The 15,904-nt window shown below is 64.3% G+C and carries 13 protein-coding genes; 2 read left to right on the top strand and 11 right to left on the bottom strand.

Translation table 11 applies throughout. The features are described 5' to 3' along the window. Positions 1–1,371, top strand: coding sequence for a DUF1800 domain-containing protein (locus tag BLT09_RS14725; RefSeq protein ID WP_236473675.1), 1,371 nt, complete (start codon positions 1–3; stop codon positions 1,369–1,371). A gap of 38 nt (positions 1,372–1,409) precedes the next feature. Further along, positions 1,410–2,549: a DUF1501 domain-containing protein gene (locus BLT09_RS14720; RefSeq protein ID WP_208602506.1), complete on the top strand. Its 1,140-nt coding sequence runs from the start codon at positions 1,410–1,412 to the stop codon at positions 2,547–2,549. 24 nt (positions 2,550–2,573) lie between these two features. On the opposite strand, the gene BLT09_RS14715 is transcribed toward BLT09_RS14720, so the two are convergent. From BLT09_RS14715 to BLT09_RS14665, 11 genes are all read right to left on the bottom strand, one after another. Beyond that, positions 2,574–2,870, bottom strand: coding sequence for an AzlD family protein (locus BLT09_RS14715; protein WP_091594168.1), 297 nt, complete (start codon positions 2,868–2,870; stop codon positions 2,574–2,576). Continuing rightward, complete coding sequence (locus BLT09_RS14710; RefSeq protein ID WP_091594166.1) at positions 2,867–3,595, bottom strand: AzlC family ABC transporter permease; 729 nt, start codon at positions 3,593–3,595, stop codon at positions 2,867–2,869. The genes BLT09_RS14715 and BLT09_RS14710 overlap by 4 nt, the downstream gene beginning before the upstream one ends. A gap of 225 nt (positions 3,596–3,820) precedes the next feature. Further along, positions 3,821–4,513, bottom strand: a complete 693-nt coding sequence (locus tag BLT09_RS14705) for a DUF2461 domain-containing protein (RefSeq protein ID WP_091594475.1) — start codon at positions 4,511–4,513, stop codon at positions 3,821–3,823. After that, a complete protein-coding gene (gene ligA, locus BLT09_RS14700; RefSeq protein ID WP_091594164.1) occupies positions 4,510–6,660 on the bottom strand; it encodes an NAD-dependent DNA ligase LigA in 2,151 nt (716 codons plus the stop codon). The genes BLT09_RS14705 and ligA overlap by 4 nt, the downstream gene beginning before the upstream one ends. Positions 6,661–6,978: 318 nt before the next feature. After that, positions 6,979–8,649: a DNA repair protein RecN gene (recN, locus tag BLT09_RS14695; protein WP_091594162.1), complete on the bottom strand. Its 1,671-nt coding sequence runs from the start codon at positions 8,647–8,649 to the stop codon at positions 6,979–6,981. 13 nt (positions 8,650–8,662) lie between these two features. After that, the gene (locus BLT09_RS14690) at positions 8,663–9,532 is read right to left on the bottom strand and encodes an outer membrane protein assembly factor BamD (protein WP_091594473.1); all 870 of its coding nucleotides are present in this window, start codon (positions 9,530–9,532) and stop codon (positions 8,663–8,665) included. Between the two features lie 215 nt (positions 9,533–9,747). After that, complete coding sequence (lpxC, locus tag BLT09_RS14685) at positions 9,748–10,695, bottom strand: UDP-3-O-acyl-N-acetylglucosamine deacetylase (protein WP_091594160.1); 948 nt, start codon at positions 10,693–10,695, stop codon at positions 9,748–9,750. 273 nt (positions 10,696–10,968) lie between these two features. Beyond that, complete coding sequence (gene ftsZ / locus BLT09_RS14680; protein ID WP_091594158.1) at positions 10,969–12,627, bottom strand: cell division protein FtsZ; 1,659 nt, start codon at positions 12,625–12,627, stop codon at positions 10,969–10,971. 67 nt (positions 12,628–12,694) lie between these two features. Next, positions 12,695–14,002 (bottom strand): cell division protein FtsA, encoded by a 1,308-nt coding sequence (gene ftsA / locus BLT09_RS14675; protein WP_023798744.1) that lies wholly within the window; start codon positions 14,000–14,002, stop codon positions 12,695–12,697. Next, positions 13,999–14,940 carry a cell division protein FtsQ/DivIB gene (locus BLT09_RS14670; RefSeq protein ID WP_023798743.1) on the bottom strand — a complete coding sequence of 314 codons (942 nt, stop codon included), beginning with the start codon at positions 14,938–14,940 and terminating at the stop codon, positions 13,999–14,001. Before BLT09_RS14670 ends, ftsA begins: the two co-directional genes overlap by 4 nt. Next, positions 14,928–15,854 carry a D-alanine--D-alanine ligase gene (locus BLT09_RS14665; protein ID WP_091594156.1) on the bottom strand — a complete coding sequence of 309 codons (927 nt, stop codon included), beginning with the start codon at positions 15,852–15,854 and terminating at the stop codon, positions 14,928–14,930. Before BLT09_RS14665 ends, BLT09_RS14670 begins: the two co-directional genes overlap by 13 nt. Positions 15,855–15,904 lie beyond the last annotated feature (50 nt).

Raw genomic sequence — 15,904 nt, 5'->3', positions numbered from 1 at the left:
TTGGCAAGTCCGAGCGATGTCGCGGTTGCGCTCAACCGCTTCGGCCTGGGCGCCCGGCCCGACGACGAGGCGCCGGCCGACCCGAAATCCTGGCTGATAGCGCAGTTCGAAAGCTACGACGCAAACCCGGCGGTCTTTTCCGGCGCGCAGGACTCGGCCACACTCGGCGCCGGCTATGCCGAAGCGATGCTCGAGGCCAAAGACGCCGACGCGGCCGCAAAGATGGCCGCCCGCAAGGCGGCGCGCCAGGAGGCTCAAGCGCTTTATCGCGACGAGGTCGACATGCGAGCACGCGCAGCGCTCGAAACATCGACCCCCTTCGTCGAACGGCTCGTGCATTTCTGGTCGAACCATTTCGCCATCTCGGCGGAGAAACCGCAGGTGACCCTGATCGCCGGCGCCTTCGAGCGCGAGGCGATCCGCCCACATGTGCTCGGCCGCTTCGAAGATATGCTGCTCGCCGCCGAGCGCCACCCGGCGATGCTGTTCTATCTCGACCAGGTGCGCTCGATCGGTCCCAACTCGAAACTTGCCAAACGCGCCGCAAAACGCAACCCCAAGCGCAAACCCGGCATCAACGAGAACCTGGCCCGCGAAATCATGGAACTGCACACACTCGGTGCACGCTCCGGCTACAGCCAGGCCGACGTGACCGAATTCGCACTGGCGCTGACCGGTTTCAGCACCGGACGCGCTAAAGGGCGAGGCCAGGCCGGCGCTTTCACCTTTCGACCCGGGCTGCACGAACCGGGCCAACGCACGATCATCGGCAAGACCTACGACCAGCGCGGCGACAAACAGGCGCTCGCCGTGCTCGGCGACCTCGCGGCGGCCAACGCGACCGCAACGCACGTCGCGACCAAGCTGGCGCGCCACTTCATTGCAGACGAACCGCCGGCAGCGGTCGTGACACGGCTCGCCGAAGCCTTTCGCCGGTCGAACGGCAATCTCGTCGCGGTCTACCGCGCGCTCCTCGACAGTCCAGAAGCCTGGCAACCAGCGGCGGCGAAGTTCAAGACGCCGTGGGAATGGACGATCTCGGCGCTGCGCGGCCTGGGCCGCAGCGAACTCGGCAAGCCACGCTTGGCGCAACTGCTCAACCAACTCGGCCAACCGGTGTGGCGGCCGCGTTCGCCGGCCGGCTATGACGATGTTGTCGGGAGCTGGGCCGCACCCGACGCGCTGGTCCGCCGGGTCGAGGCGGCGCAGCGCCTCGCCGCGCAGAGTGGCGACATCGATCCGCGAGATCTCGCGCGAAAACTCTTTGCCGGCTCACTCAGCGACCTGACGATGGCCGAGATCGAGCGCGCCGAGAGCCGGCGCACCGGCATCGCGCTGCTGCTCGTGTCGCCTGATTTCCAGCGGCGATGACTTCCAGCGAAGATGATTTTCCAGAGGAGATGACCAAGATGGAACGCCGTCAATTCCTTACTCTCGCCGGCGCCGGTCTCGGCTCGATGCTGATCGCGCCGCGCATCGTCTTCGCCAATGTGGAAACCGATCGCCGCTTCGTGTTCATCATCCAGCGCGGCGCCGCGGACGGGCTGAACACGATCGTTCCCTACGCCGACCCCGCCTACCGCGCACTGCGCGGCCCATTGGCCATCGACGATCCGATAAAGCTTGACGGCACGTTTGGCCTGCATCCTTCGCTCACCGGTCTCCGCAAGCTGCATCAGGACAAGCAGGCGCTGTTCGTCCACGCGGTCGCTTCGCCCTATCGCGAGCGCTCGCATTTCGATGGTCAAAATGTGCTCGAAAGCGGCGGCAGCTCGCCCTATGAGCGCAAGGACGGTTGGCTGAACCGGCTGGTCGGCATGCTGCCGAAGTCTCGCGGCGAAGCAATCGCTTTTGCACCGACCATCCCGCTGGCGCTGCGAGGCGAGGCAGACGTCACCTCCTATGCGCCGTCCGCCCTGCCGGAGGCGCCGGACGACCTGATGATGCGCGTCGGCAAGCTCTATGACGCCGACGAACAGCTGCATGCGCTGTGGAGCAGCGCGATGGAGACACGGGCGCTGGGCGCGGTGAACGCGCAGCGCAAGGACGCAGCGAGCGTCGGCCGCACCGCTGCGGGCTTCCTCTCCAAGGCCGGCGGCCCGCGCGTTGCCATGATCGAAACCAGCGGCTGGGACACCCATAGTGGCCAGCAAGCCAGGCTGGCCAACCAGCTCAGAGCGCTCGACGCGCTCATCGATGGGTTGCACGTTGGCCTCAGCGATATCTGGAAGGATACGACCGTGCTGGTCGCCACCGAGTTCGGCCGCACTGTCGCCGTCAACGGCACTGGCGGCACCGACCACGGTACGGCATCGGCTGCGATGATCGCTGGCGGAGCGGTGAATGGCGGGCGGGTGCTGGCCGACTGGCCGGGACTGTCTGCCGGTGCGCTCTACCAAGGACGCGACCTCGCCCCGACGCTCGACCTCGACGCGCTGATTGCGGTGACATCAGCCGAAACGTTTGGTCTCGATCCGCAAGAGACGATGCGCAGGCTCTTTGCAGGAGGTCGATTCGATCCCGCGATCTCCAACGTCGTGCGCAAGTAAGACTGGCGTACTCAGCCGGTCCGGTTACCCGACGAACTGCCGGGCCAGCACCAGCACGACGGCGCCGGCCAAAAACATCGCCATCAGCCCGCCGCGCAGCGAGACCAGCCCGGCAACGATCAACGCCGCCCATTCCGCCGGCCCGCCGCCAAGTGCTGCCGGCGCCACCAGCGTCGTCAGCACCGCCGCCGGCACGGCGTTCAGCCCCGCCTCGACGCGCGGATGGATGTTTTCGAAGCGCGAGATCACCAGATGGCCGCCGATGCGGGTCAGATAGGTCGCGATCGCACCGGCGATGATGATCCACAAGGTTGTGCTCATGGCCGCGCCTCCACGCCGCTGTGGCGCGGCGGCAGGATGACCGCGAGCAGCACGCCGGCCACGGCGCCAATCGAGACGTGCCAGGGCGAGCCCACCGTCTTGTAGGCGATAATGGAGGCAGCAGCACTGGCGACGACCACCGGCAGCCACAGTGGCCGTTTGCGAAAGCCCATGACCAGTCCGAGGAAATAGATCGGCAGCAGAAAATCGATGCCCAGCGCATGGGTATCGGGAATAAGCCTGCCGAATACCGCGCCAAGCGCGCTTTCGGTCACCCAGAACACATAGACTGGCAGGCCAAGCCCCATATACCAGGCGAAGCCGACCGTCTCGCCAGCCTCAGCCTTGCGCTCGGCCACAGCGAACTGCGGATCGGTGAGCAGGAAATAGCCGACCGCCTGCTGCACCGGCGGCCAGTGCGCGATGCGCCGGCCGATGCCCGCGGAGTAAAGCACATGGCGGAAATTCACGGCGAAGATCGACAGCACGATCAGCCATGGCGCGACATGCTGCCCGAACAATTCGATGCCGACCATCTGGCTGGCGCCGCCGAAAACCATGGCGCTCATCAGCAAGGCTTCAAGCACCGAAAATCCATTGTCGACGGCGAGCGCCCCGAACAGCAGTCCAAACGGCGCCGCCGCCACCACGACGGGCATGCTGAGCCGCACGCCTTGCAAGAAATCGCTTTTTGCGCGGTTTTCGGAGATCGCTTCCGCCGACATCAGCCACTCCTTAGAGCGCCGCTCGTCCTTTTGGACGAGCAAAGGACGCTCTAACACTTTGAATCCACGCGTCGGGCCATCCGAAAATCGATCCCGATTTTCGGGCCGATGCGGGGGAAAGCTGGTATGTAGGGAGCGCTGTCAGCCTTGTCACACCAATTCGCTTGAGCCAACGATCAGCGGAAGTGATCCTCGTCGCAGGGGCGTGCGCGTTTCGGCCAGTGCTCAGTCCACCGGGACCTTGGCTTCGATCGCCCTGCCCCAGTCGAGCAGCGGCTTGGCCCGCAAGGCGAAATCGACCAGCTCGTCGACCAGCGCCGGCCCGTGGATTCCCGCAGGGTCGACTTCGTGCCGGACGGCGAAATGCCGGTTGCGGATGGCCGCCGCGAGATCGGCCGCCGTGACATGCTCGAAGCCGCGTGGCGCGCGCTTCATGCAGCCTTCCGCATCGAGTTCGAGGCGGTTTTGCTTCAGCGCCTCGATCAGCGCCCGGAATTCACCCGGCCGCGCCGCGATGGCCTGGCGCATCGCCAGCAGCAGCGCCGGCCCCGGCTGCCACCAGGCAACGCCGGCAAAGCAGCGCTCAAGCCCGATATGGATGAAGAACACGCCCTGTTCCATCTTGGTGCCATCAGGCGAGAGGATTGCCGACAGATGCCGGTTGTAGGGCCGCTTGTCCCTGGCGAAGCGCACGTCGCGATTGATCCGGAACAGCGACTTCTTGCGGTCGCCGCGCAAGCCCAGCCCCGCCGCTGCGAAGCGCTCGGAGAGCGTTTCGACCAGATCGCCGAAGGGGTCGCGCAGCTCGCTTTCGAAGAGGTCGCGGTTTTCCAGAAACCACTCCCGGCTCTGATGAAAATCGAGCGCCTTGAGGAAGGGAATGGCCTTTTGGCCGAAACCGCTGAACGCCACCGTCACGCCTTGCCGATCCGCGCCAACCACGCATCCTCGTCGATCACTTCGATGCCGAATTCGGTGGCGAGCTTGAGCTTGGAGCCGGCACCTGGCCCGGAAACGACGAGATCGGTCTTCTTCGACACCGAGCCGGCGACCTTGGCGCCGAGCTTTTCGGCCATCGCCTTGGCCTCGTCGCGCGACATCTTTTCCAGCGCGCCGGTGAAGACCACCGTCTTGCCGGAGACCGGCGACGACACGCCACCGACCGGCTCCTCGTCGAGCACTGTTACTTCCGCCAGCAATGCATCGAGCGCCTGCCGGTTATGGTCTTCAGCGAAGAAATCGACCACCGCCTCGGCAACGATCGAGCCGATGCCGTTGATGCCGTTCAACTCCTGCCAGGCAGCGTTGCCAGGGTCACCCTTGCCGGCCGGCATGACGGCGCTTTGCCCGGTTTCGCGGAAAGCGGCAAAGGAAAGGAAATGGCGGGCCAGCCGCTTGGCATTGGTCTCGCCGATGTGGCGGATGCCGAGCGCATAGAGGAAGCGCGAGAACTCGACCTGCCGCCGATCGTCGATTGCCGCGAACAGCTTGCGTACCGAGGTCGCGCCGAAACCGTCAACGTTCTCGAGCTTGGTCAGCGATGCTGCCTGCCGCTTCTTCAGCGTAAAAATGTCGGCCGGCGAATAGATGCGTAGTGACGGATCCTCGGCGTGGAAGAAGAACTCGATCTGCTTCTCACCGAGCCCCTCGATATCGAAAGCACCCCGAGAGACGAAATGGCGCAGACGCTCCACCGCCTGCGCGGGGCAGATCAATCCGCCGGTGCAGCGCCTGACTGCTTCCCCCTCCTCGCGCACGGCGTGGCTGCCGCAGGCCGGGCAAAGCACTGGGAAAGCATATTGCACACTGTCGGGCGGCCGCTTTTCCATGACCACGTCGATGACCTGCGGAATGACATCGCCAGCACGCTGGATGCTCACCGTGTCGCCGATGCGAATGTCGCGGCCTTCGCGGATCGGCTGGCCGTTGTTGCCGATGCCCTTGATGTAGTCCTCATTGTGCAGTGTCGCGTTGGTCACCACGACGCCGCCGACCGTCACCGGCACCAGCCGCGCCACCGGCGTCAGCGCGCCGGTGCGGCCGACCTGGATGTCGATGCCGGTCAGGATCGTCGTCGCCTTCTCGGCCGGGAATTTGTGAGCGATCGCCCAGCGCGGCGAACGCGAGACGAAGCCCAGCCGCTGCTGCAGCTCGAGGCTGTTCACCTTGTAGACGACACCGTCGATGTCGTAGCCGAGCGTCGCCCGGTTGGATTCGATCAGCCGGTATTGCTCGAGCAGTCCCTCGACGCTGTCGAACAGCTTCATCAGCGGATTGACCCTGAAGCCAAAGCGCTCGAACGCCGCCACCATGCCCATCTGCGTGTCGGCGGGCATGGCGCTCACCTCACCCCAGGTATAGGCGAAAAACCGCAGCGGCCGGCTGCCTGTGATCGAGGTGTCGAGTTGGCGCAAGGAGCCTGCCGCCGAGTTGCGCGGATTGGCAAAAACCTGCTTTCCGGCCTCGGCATTGCGGCGATTGAGCTCGGCAAAGTCGGTGAGGCGCATATAGACCTCGCCCCGCACTTCCAGCACATCGGGAAAATCGCCTGAGAGCACGTTGGGAATCTCGGCGATGGTGCGGGCGTTGGCCGTCACATCCTCGCCGACCTGGCCGTTGCCACGCGTTGCCGCCGTCACCAGCCGTCCGGCCTCGTAGCGCAGCGACAGCGACAGGCCGTCGATCTTCGGCTCGGCAGTCATCGCCAGCGGCGCGTCGGCGCTGAGCCTGAGGAAACGGCGGATGCGGCCGACGAAATCGATCACGTCCGCATCGGCGAAAGCGTTGTCGAGCGACAGCATCGGAATGGCATGGACGATCTTGCGGAATTTCTCCGACACCGCCGCGCCGACTTTGCGTGACGGCGAATCCTCGCGCACAAGGGCAGGAAACCGCTGCTCGATGGCAAGGTTGCGCCGCCGCAGCGCATCGTAGGCCGCGTCCGAAATCGTCGGCGCGTCCTCGGCATGGTAACGCTGGTCGTGGGCGGCGATTTCCTCGGCCAACCGCTTCAGCTCGCTGGCTGCTTCACTTTCGCTGAGTGAATCGACTGGTTTTTCGGGCATGCACGGCTCCTCGACGCTGACCCGGAACGATTTCCTGGGCCATGCGCGAAATCAAATTGCTACAGCGTCCTTGCGCGTTCGAAGGACGCGCGGCGCGCCACAATAGATCAGGATTTTGAGAAAATCATTGCTGAACAGCAGGATGGAGCCACATCCTGACTCGATCCACAACGCCGAGCATGAGGTCCGCTAATGCATGTCGCGCAAAAGCATGCCCTCGGGCTTGAACCGAGCGTGCGCAGCGGTTTTGCGATAACGACATGTATAAAAACAAGAACCTAAAGCGCGTCGCATGAATCCGTTCAAATGCGACGCGCTTTAGGCCGCGGTGTTTTCGCGAAGCAGCCGCTCGGCCGCTGCGCGCGCCTCGTCGGTGATGGTCGCCCCGGCAAGCATCCGCGCGATCTCTTCCTGGCGCGCCGACCGGTCCATCTCGGCGATGCCGGTGGCGACGCGATCGGCGCCGCCGGATTTGGAGATCAGGAAATGCGTCGCCGCGCGTGCCGCCACTTGCGGCGCGTGCGTGACCGAAAGCACCTGCACGCGCTTCGACAGCCGCGCCAGCCTTTGCCCGATGGCGTCCGCCACCGCACCGCCAACGCCGGTGTCGATTTCATCGAACACCAACGTCGGCGCCGAGCCGCGGTCGGCCAGCGCCACCTTCAGCGCCAGCAGGAACCGCGAAAGTTCGCCTCCGGAGGCGACTTTCATCATCGGGCCCGGTCTTGTGCCGGGATTGGTGCGCACCCAGAACTCGACCTGATCGATGCCGTCTTCCATGCGGCTCTCGGCCTCGCTTGTCATTTCGACGATGAAGGCTGCCCGTTCGAGCTTCAGCGCCGGCAGTTCGGCCATCACCGCCTTGGTCAATCCGACCGCCGCCGCATGGCGAAGCGACGAAAGCTGGGCAGCGGAAATGTCATAGGTCTCGCGCGCGGCGCCGGCCTGCTTCTGCAGCCCGTGCAGGCGCTCCTCGCCGGCGTCGAGATCGGCGAGGTCTGCGGCCATCGTATCGCGCAATTGCGCCAGGTCGTCGACCGCCACACTGTGCTTGCGTGAGGCGGCGCGCAGCGAAAACAGCCGCTCCTCGGCCTGTTCCAGCCGCCGCGGATCGTATTCGGTGGCGCGAAGTGCCGCTTCCACGCCCGATTGCGCTGCGTCGAGCGACAGCATCGCCTCATCGAGCGATTTGACCACGTCGTCGAGCAGGCCGGGCGCCTCCGTCACCTTGCGCTGCAGCCGCCGCAACAGGCTGGCGAGTTGCGGCAGGGGCGAAGACGGGCCTGAGAGCACATCTTGCGCATCGTGGATTTCCGAGGCGATCTTTTCCGCCCGCATCATCGAGGCGCGCAACTCGGCAAGGTCGGCTTCCTCGCCTGGCTGGGGGTCGAGCTTCGTCAATTCGGCGACCGCGGCGCGCAGATAGTCGGCCTCACGGGCCGCCGCTTCCACCTTGGCGCGATGCCGCGAAAGTTCCTGTTCGCAGGCCCGCCAGTACCGCCATGCCTCGCCGGTCGCCCGCACAGCGCCGAGATGACCGCCAAAACTGTCGAGCAATTCGCGATGGGCGCCGGGATCGACCAGGGCACGTTCGTCATGCTGGCCGTGGATCTCGACCAGCGCGTGACCGACATCGCGCATCAGTGTCACGCTGGAAGGCTGGTCGTTGACGAAGACGCGGGTACGGCCATCCGCCGTCTGCACGCGGCGCAGGATGATGTCGCCATCGTCCTCGATAGCGTTGTCGGCAAGCAGCATGCGGGCAGGATGGTTGCGCGGCACGTCGAACACGGCAATGACCTGGCCCTGTGCCGCGCCATGCCGCACCAGCGAGGCGTCACCGCGGGCGCCAAGCGCCAGCGACAGCGCGTCGAGCAGGATGGATTTTCCAGCACCGGTTTCGCCGGTCAGCACCGAAAGACCGGACGAGAAGTCGATGTCCAGCTTCTCGATCAGAACGATATCGCGGATCGACAGTCTGGAAAGCATGGTGACGCGCCGCTCAGGCGCCGGTGATCAGCTTCCCGGCCTTGGCGATCCACGAGCCCGCATTCTCGCGCGGCTCGAGCCCACCAGTCTGCAGGAGCTTGTAGGAATCCTTGTACCACACGCTGTCGGGATAGTTGGTGCCGAGCACAGCAGCGGCAGTCTGCGCTTCCGATGTCAGCCCCATCGCGTAATAGGTTTCGGTAAGACGCGCGAGCGCTTCCTCGACATGGCGCGTATTGGAATAGGTCTCCACCACGACGCGGAACCGCTTGACGGCGGCGATGTATTCACGGCGCTCGAGATAATAGCGGCCGATCTGCATCTCCTTGCCGGCGAGCTGGTCGTTGGCGAAGCGGATCTTTTCCTTGGCGTCGTCGACATATTCGGAATCGGGCCAGCGCGTCACCAGATCCTGCATCGTCTGCACGGTCTGACGCGCTTCCTTCTGATCCTGGGTGACATCCCTGATTTGCCGGTAATAGCTCAGCCCGATGATATACTGGGCATAGGCAGCGTCGTCGGTCGACGGATAGAGCGTGAGATAGCGCTTGGCCGAACCGATCGCCTCGGTATAGTTGCCTTGGCGATAGTCGGCAAAGGCGCCCATCACCATCGATTTGCGGGCGTATTCGGAATAGGGATGCTGGCGGTCGACCGCACCGAATTTGCGGCTCGCCTCCTGCAGGCGCCCGGCATTCAGATTGGCGAGGCCCTGATTGTAGAGAACGTCTGCCGGCTCGGTCTGCTCGACATAGGTCGACAGGTCGACATCCTTTTCGGACGACATGCAGGCCGACAGGAACAGCGATGGAATAACCACCGAAAGCGCCAGGAAAACAGCCCGATGCGGCGCTTTCGATTGACCAATTCGCTTGAAGAACATGATTGGATTCCGCCCTTTCGGCGTCATTTCAGTCGACATCTCGCCCTGGGGCAGCAGGCATAACCATAATCGCCGTGCCCGGCAACGCTATCTCCGGCCATTCGCACATTTTTGTGGCAGCCGGGCGCAGCCCGCACACTTGCGTGATTTCGCCGGCCGATGGTGCATTCATGCAACACAGGCCGGCGGCCATAAAACCCGAAAAACGTTAAGAATCAGATCATCCAGGGCGCGTAGACAGGTGCATAGACGGCGCTCTTTTCGACGGTCCGACCGCGCTCGCGGCGTGTCGTCTCGACGATCTCGAACGCCGAACGGTCCGACAAAAGGCGGCGCAGCGCTGCCGCATTCAGCCTGTGGCCGCCGCGATAGGAACGGAAGCAGCCAATGAACCGGGCGCCGGCCAGCGCCAGATCGCCCATGGCGTCCATCGTCTTGTGGCGCACGAATTCGTTGGGATAGCGCAAGCCTCCGATGTTGATCACGCGGTTGTCGTCGCCGATCACCAGGGAGTTTTCCAGCGAGGAGCCGAGCGCGTAGCCGGCTGCCCACAGCCGCTCGACGTCCTTCATGAAACCAAAGGTACGGGCCCGCGCGATATCGCGGCGAAAAATGTCGGCGTTCATGTCGGATGCAAAGAGCTGACGGCCGATCGCCGGGCTTTCGAAATCGATCTCGATTTCGAAGCGCGTGCCGTCATAGGGCCTGAACTCCGCCCAGGAGGCACCGTTCTCGATGCGAACCGGCTTGACCACCCTGATGTAGCGGCGCTTGACCGGCAGCGTATCGATGCCCGCCTGGTCGATAGCCTCCACGAACGCAATGGCGCTGCCGTCGAGGATCGGAACCTCACGGCCGTCGATCTCGATGACGACATTGTCGATGCCGAGCCCGAAAACCGTGGCCATCAGATGTTCGACTGTGGCGATGTGCTCGCCTGCCGGATCGCCGAGCATGGTGCACAGATCGGTGGCGCCGACCTCGGAAACCAGCGCGCGGAACTCCCGGACTTCGCTTCCATTCGAAAGCTGGAACACGACACCCGTATCAGCGTCTGCCGGCAGGAAATGAACGGTAACGGAATTGCCGCTGTGAACGCCGGTGCCGGTCAGCGTCGCACGCGATCTAAGTGTCGTCTGATAGTCGTGCAAAACAAACCCCATAGCCCATACTGCCTACGTCCGCTTCATAAGCCCAAGGGCGCGGCTCTTTGATCGGCAGGCAGGGCCACTTCCCCGAATCCCAGCAAACCGAAATTGATCGCGGCGAAGATAGTGGTCCGGCAGGAAGTCTCCAAATCACGGTTTCTTACTCTGTGTAACCGCGATCCGAAGCTGATGCGGTCTCCTAACTCCTTGTTTTACAGGCACTTTTAACATTAACAGGCAAACAATTTCTTGCCTGCCTGTTAACAACTATTACGGACCGTTAACAGGTCAGTTGGCCTGGCGGCGCAGGAATGCCGGAATCTCCAGCTGATCGTCTTCCTGGACAGCCCTGCTCTGCGGCGTCAGCCGGCCCTGGTCGTCCAACTGGCCGCGGCGTGGCGCGTAAAGCTGCGGATCCTGGCTGGCAAGGCGGCGCACTTCGGGTGCCGCCTGGCGCAGTTTCGGCTCGCGCGGCTGCGCCGGCTGCAGCCGTGCAGGCTCTTCTTCGCGACGGGTAAGGCCGTTGGTCAGGCGCTTGAGCAGTCCCATCGGTCCGCTGTTCTCGTGGTCGGCCGGACGGCTTTTGGCTTCCACCTCGGCTTTCACCACCGGCGGAAAGTCCTCGACGCGCGGCATGCGCTGGGGCGCTGCCGGCTGAAGCACTTCACGCTGCGGCGCGGGCTGCATCGTTTGCTGAACCATTGGCTGCAGCATCGGCTGCGGCTGGGCCGGCGGCGCCTGGAAGATCTTGCTCTGCGGGCGGAAATCTTCCGCCTGGGGGGCCGGCGCGGAACGCGCCATCGCCGCCGCATTCGCCTCGGCGAGCTGGATTGCCTCGGCGACAGGATCGGCGGCGCGCGGCTCGTAGCCTCCCTGCTGGACAGGCGCCGGACGGCTTTCCGTGACCGGAGCGGCCGGGCGGCTGACCGGCTTTGGCGGAGCCGTGCGGATGGCGATCGGCGCGGCAGCGATTTCTGCCGCCGATTTGTCGATGCCGGTAGCAACCACCGAGACGCGGATGACGCCTTCGAGATCCTCGTCGAAGGTCGCACCCAGGATGATGTTGGCTTCCTGGTCGACCTCCTCGCGAATTCGGGTCGCCGCCTCGTCGACTTCGAACAGGGTCAGGTCGCGGCCGCCGGTGATCGAGATCAACAGCCCCTTGGCGCCCTTCATCGAGGTCTCGTCGAGCAGCGGGTTGGCGATCGCGGCTTCGGCGGCGGCCATGGCGCGACCCTCGCCGGAAGCTTCGCCCGTCCCCATCATCGCCTTGCCCATCTCGCGCATGACCGAGCGGACGTCGGCGAAGTCGAGGTTGATCAGCCCTTCCTTGACCATCAGGTCGGTGATGCAGGCGACGCCGGAATAGAGCACCTGGTCGGCCATGGCGAAAGCGTCGGCAAAGGTCGTCTTGTCATTGGCCAGCCGGAACAGGTTCTGGTTGGGGATGACGATGAGGGTATCAACGCATTTCTGCAATTCCTCGATACCCAGATCCGCCGTCTTCATGCGGCGCTGGCCTTCGAAATGGAACGGCTTGGTGACGACGCCGACGGTGAGAATCCCCTTCTCGCGCGCAGCACGTGCAACGACCGGCGCGGCCCCCGTGCCGGTGCCGCCGCCCATGCCGGCAGTGACGAAGCACATATGCGTATTGGAGAGATGATCGACGATCTCGTCGATGCATTCCTCCGCCGCGGCGCGTCCGACTTCCGGCTGCGACCCCGCACCCAGGCCCTCGGTGACATGCGCGCCGAGTTGGATCAGGCGATCCGCCTTGGACATGGTCAGCGCCTGCGCATCGGTATTGGCCACCACGAACTCGACGCCGCGCAAGCCGGCGGTGATCATGTTGTTGACGGCATTGCCGCCGCCGCCGCCGACACCGAACACGGTGATACGCGGCTTCAGCTCGGTGATGTCCGGCTTTTGCAGATTGATGGTCATTGTCTCCGTCCTTTGCCTTTCCCGCCGCTTCGCCGCTGCGGCCGCCTATGGGGCTGTCCCCGTCAATTTAAAAACTGTCTCTCAACCACTGACTCATTCGATGCAGTTTTCCGCCTGTCCCGGTCATCCTGAGACCAGAAATTCCTTTCGCCGGATGGCTCTCGAAATTCGCCATCTGCGGGTAGATCAGAAGCCCGACCGGCGTCGAGAAAGCCGGCCCCTTGGCCGCCTCCGGCAGGCCCGCTACACCGAGCGGACGGCCGATGCGCACATTGCGTCCGAGAATGCGGCGCGCTGCCTCGGGCAGGCCGGAAAGCTGGCTGGCGCCGCCGGTCAGCACGACGCGCTTGCCGGCGGCGTTGCCGTAGCCGGACCTGTTCAGCCGGTCGCGCAACAGTTCGAGCGTTTCGTCGATGCGCGCCCGGATGATGCGCGTCATCACCGAACGCGGGATCTGAAGCGGCACCTCGCCGTCCTCGCCGATCGGCTGTATCGAGACCAGGTCGCGGTCGTCGGCACTGCCGGGCAGCGCCGAGCCATGCATCACTTTCAGCCTCTCGGCGGCATCGAGCGAGGTTGACAGGCCTTTGGCCATGTCCAGCGTGACGTGGTTGCCGCCGATGGCGATGGCGTCGCCATGAACGAACTTGCCTTCCGAAAACATCGAGATCGTCGTGGTGCCGCCGCCCATGTCGATGCAGGCTGCGCCCATCTCGAGTTCGTCGTCGACCAGTGCGGCAAGACCGCTGGCATAGGGCGTCGCCACCATGCGCTCGACCGACAGGTGCGAACGGTTGATGCAAAGCTCCAGATTGCGCAACGGTGCCGCGTCACCCGTCAGCACGTGCATGTCGACGCCGAGTTGGTCGCCGACCATGCCGCGCGGATCACGCACGCCGCGCTCGGCGTCCAGCGAAAAGCCGACTGGAAGCGAATGGATCACTTCGCGCTCGGCCCGCAGCGCCTGCTTGGCGCCGGCGGCAAGCACGCGCTTGATGTCGGCCTCGTCCGCCTCATGGCCGCCAAGGTTGATGGTTGCCGAAAAGCTTTCGCTCTTCAGCCGGCCGGCCGTCATGTTGACGATCAGCGAATCGACGGTCAGCCCGGCCATGCGCTCGGCGGCATCGACGGCAAGGCGGATGGCGTGCTCGGCCCTGTCGAGATCGATGACGACTCCCGATTTCACGCCTTGCGATTTCTGGTGGCCGATGCCGATCACCTGGATGCGATGCGAGCGCCCGCGCAGCAGCATGCCGTCCTCGCGCGGCTTGAGCTTGGCCACCACGCAGCAGACCTTGCTCGAGCCGACATCCAGCACCGTCATGATGCCGGACCGGCGCGACGAGGCATCGCTGTTGCCGCCAAGCCAGCTCATATCTTCGTCTCCGGCTTGCGCTTCGGCATTTTCGGCTTTTCATTGAGCGCGGCCTGACGCTGCGTCGCCGCCTCCGGCGTCAACTGGACGACGAGGCGATCGGAAAGGCGCATGTCGACGGCGGCGATATCGCGCGTCAAAAGCCCGTTCTCTCGGTCCATCCTGAGCAGATCGGCGATCGCCTGGTCCTCGCCATCCTCGGGGAGCTTGACCGTGATGCCGTTTTCCAGCTTCAGGTCCCAACGCCGTTCGCCGATGCGGATGTAGCCTTTGATCCGTGCGGCAAGCTCTGGGTATTTCTTGATCCTGGCCAGGAAATCCGGCGCCTTGGCCGGGGCTCCGGTGCCGACGATCAGCGGCAGCAGCGACTGCTTGCCGCCGGAGAATGGCGCGATCACGGCGCCGGAGCGCTCGATGACCGAAAGCTCGCTGCCCTGCTGCCAGAGCGCGAAGGGCTCACGCTCCTCGATGCGCACCTCCAGCGTGTGCGGATAGACCTTGCGCACCGCCGCAACCTCGACCCAGGGCAGCGTGGCGATGCGTTCCCGCGCGGCTTCGGCATCGAAGCCGATCAGCGACGTCCAGCCATCGAGCTGCATCCTGTCGAGAATATCGATCTCGGAGGTTGCGCGGTTGCCGACGACCTTGATCTGGTCGACGGCAAAGCCGGTGCGGGCGGTGATGCCCTGGACGATAGCGTCGACATGCCCGCCGAGATAGGCGCCATAGGCACTGCCCGATACGAGCAGCGCCGCCGACAGCACGGCTGCGGAAAACGGCGGCACCTCGAAGTCGTCCTCGCCCAGACGCGCCAGCATGCGCGCCGGCCGGCGAAGCAGGCGCGGCAGCACGAAATGGTCGAACGACAACGCCACACCGAACAGCGTCGGCCCGGCCGCGCCCTTCCCCTTGCCCTGTCCCCACCTCAACGCAGACACGAAGCGTCCTCCACCATCCAACTCAACAAATCGCCGAACGAGTGTCCCGCCTGCGCGGCGATCTCAGGCACCAAGGATGTCGGCGTCATGCCGGGCTGAGTGTTGACCTCGAGCCAGACAATTTCGCCGTTCTCGGAGTGTCGATCATCATAACGGAAGTCCGACCGGGAAACGCCCCGGCAGCCGATGGCTTGGTGAGCCCTGAGCGTCAGTGTCTGTATTTTTTGGTAAATATTCGGTGAAATTTTTGCAGGGCATTCGTGTTTTGATCCGCCCGCGACGTATTTTGAATCATAGTCGTAGAAGGAATGGCCGGTCGGGATGATCTCGCAGACGCCGAGCGCCACATCGCCCATCACCGCGCAGGTCAACTCCCGCCCGTGCACATAGCGCTCCGCCATGACGGTATCGCCATACTTCCAGTCGGACGAACCGATGACCTGCGGCGGATGCGACTGCCCTTCGTGCACGATGACGACACCGAAGCTCGACCCCTCATTGACCGGCTTGACGACGTAGGGCGGCTTCATCGGGTGCTTGTTCTGGATCGCGAAGCGATTGACCACCTTCGATTCGGCGACCGGAATGCCGACAGACTTGGCGATCTTCTTGGCTTGTTCCTTGTTCATGGCAAGCGCCGAGGCGAGCACGCCGGAATGGGTATAGGGGATGGCAAGATATTCGAGGATGCCCTGGATGGTGCCGTCCTCGCCGAAAGGACCATGCAGCGCATTGAAGACAACATCAGGCTTGAGCTCGGCCAGCACCGATCCAACATCGCGCGAGACGTCGACGCGAGTGACCTGGTAGCCTTCCGTCTCGAGCGCATCAGCACAGGCTTTCCCCGAAGACAAGGACACGGGCCGCTCGGACGAGAATCCACCCAGAAGGACGGCCACGTGCTTGCTTTTCATTTCCCGTCATTCCCTCTCACGGCGGGCCCTTTCACGGCGGGTCTGCATCT

The organism is Mesorhizobium muleiense (genome assembly GCF_900099905.1).
Taxonomy (GTDB): Bacteria; Pseudomonadota; Alphaproteobacteria; order Rhizobiales; family Rhizobiaceae; genus Mesorhizobium; species Mesorhizobium muleiense.
This window is presented reverse-complemented; position numbering and strand designations above follow the sequence as displayed.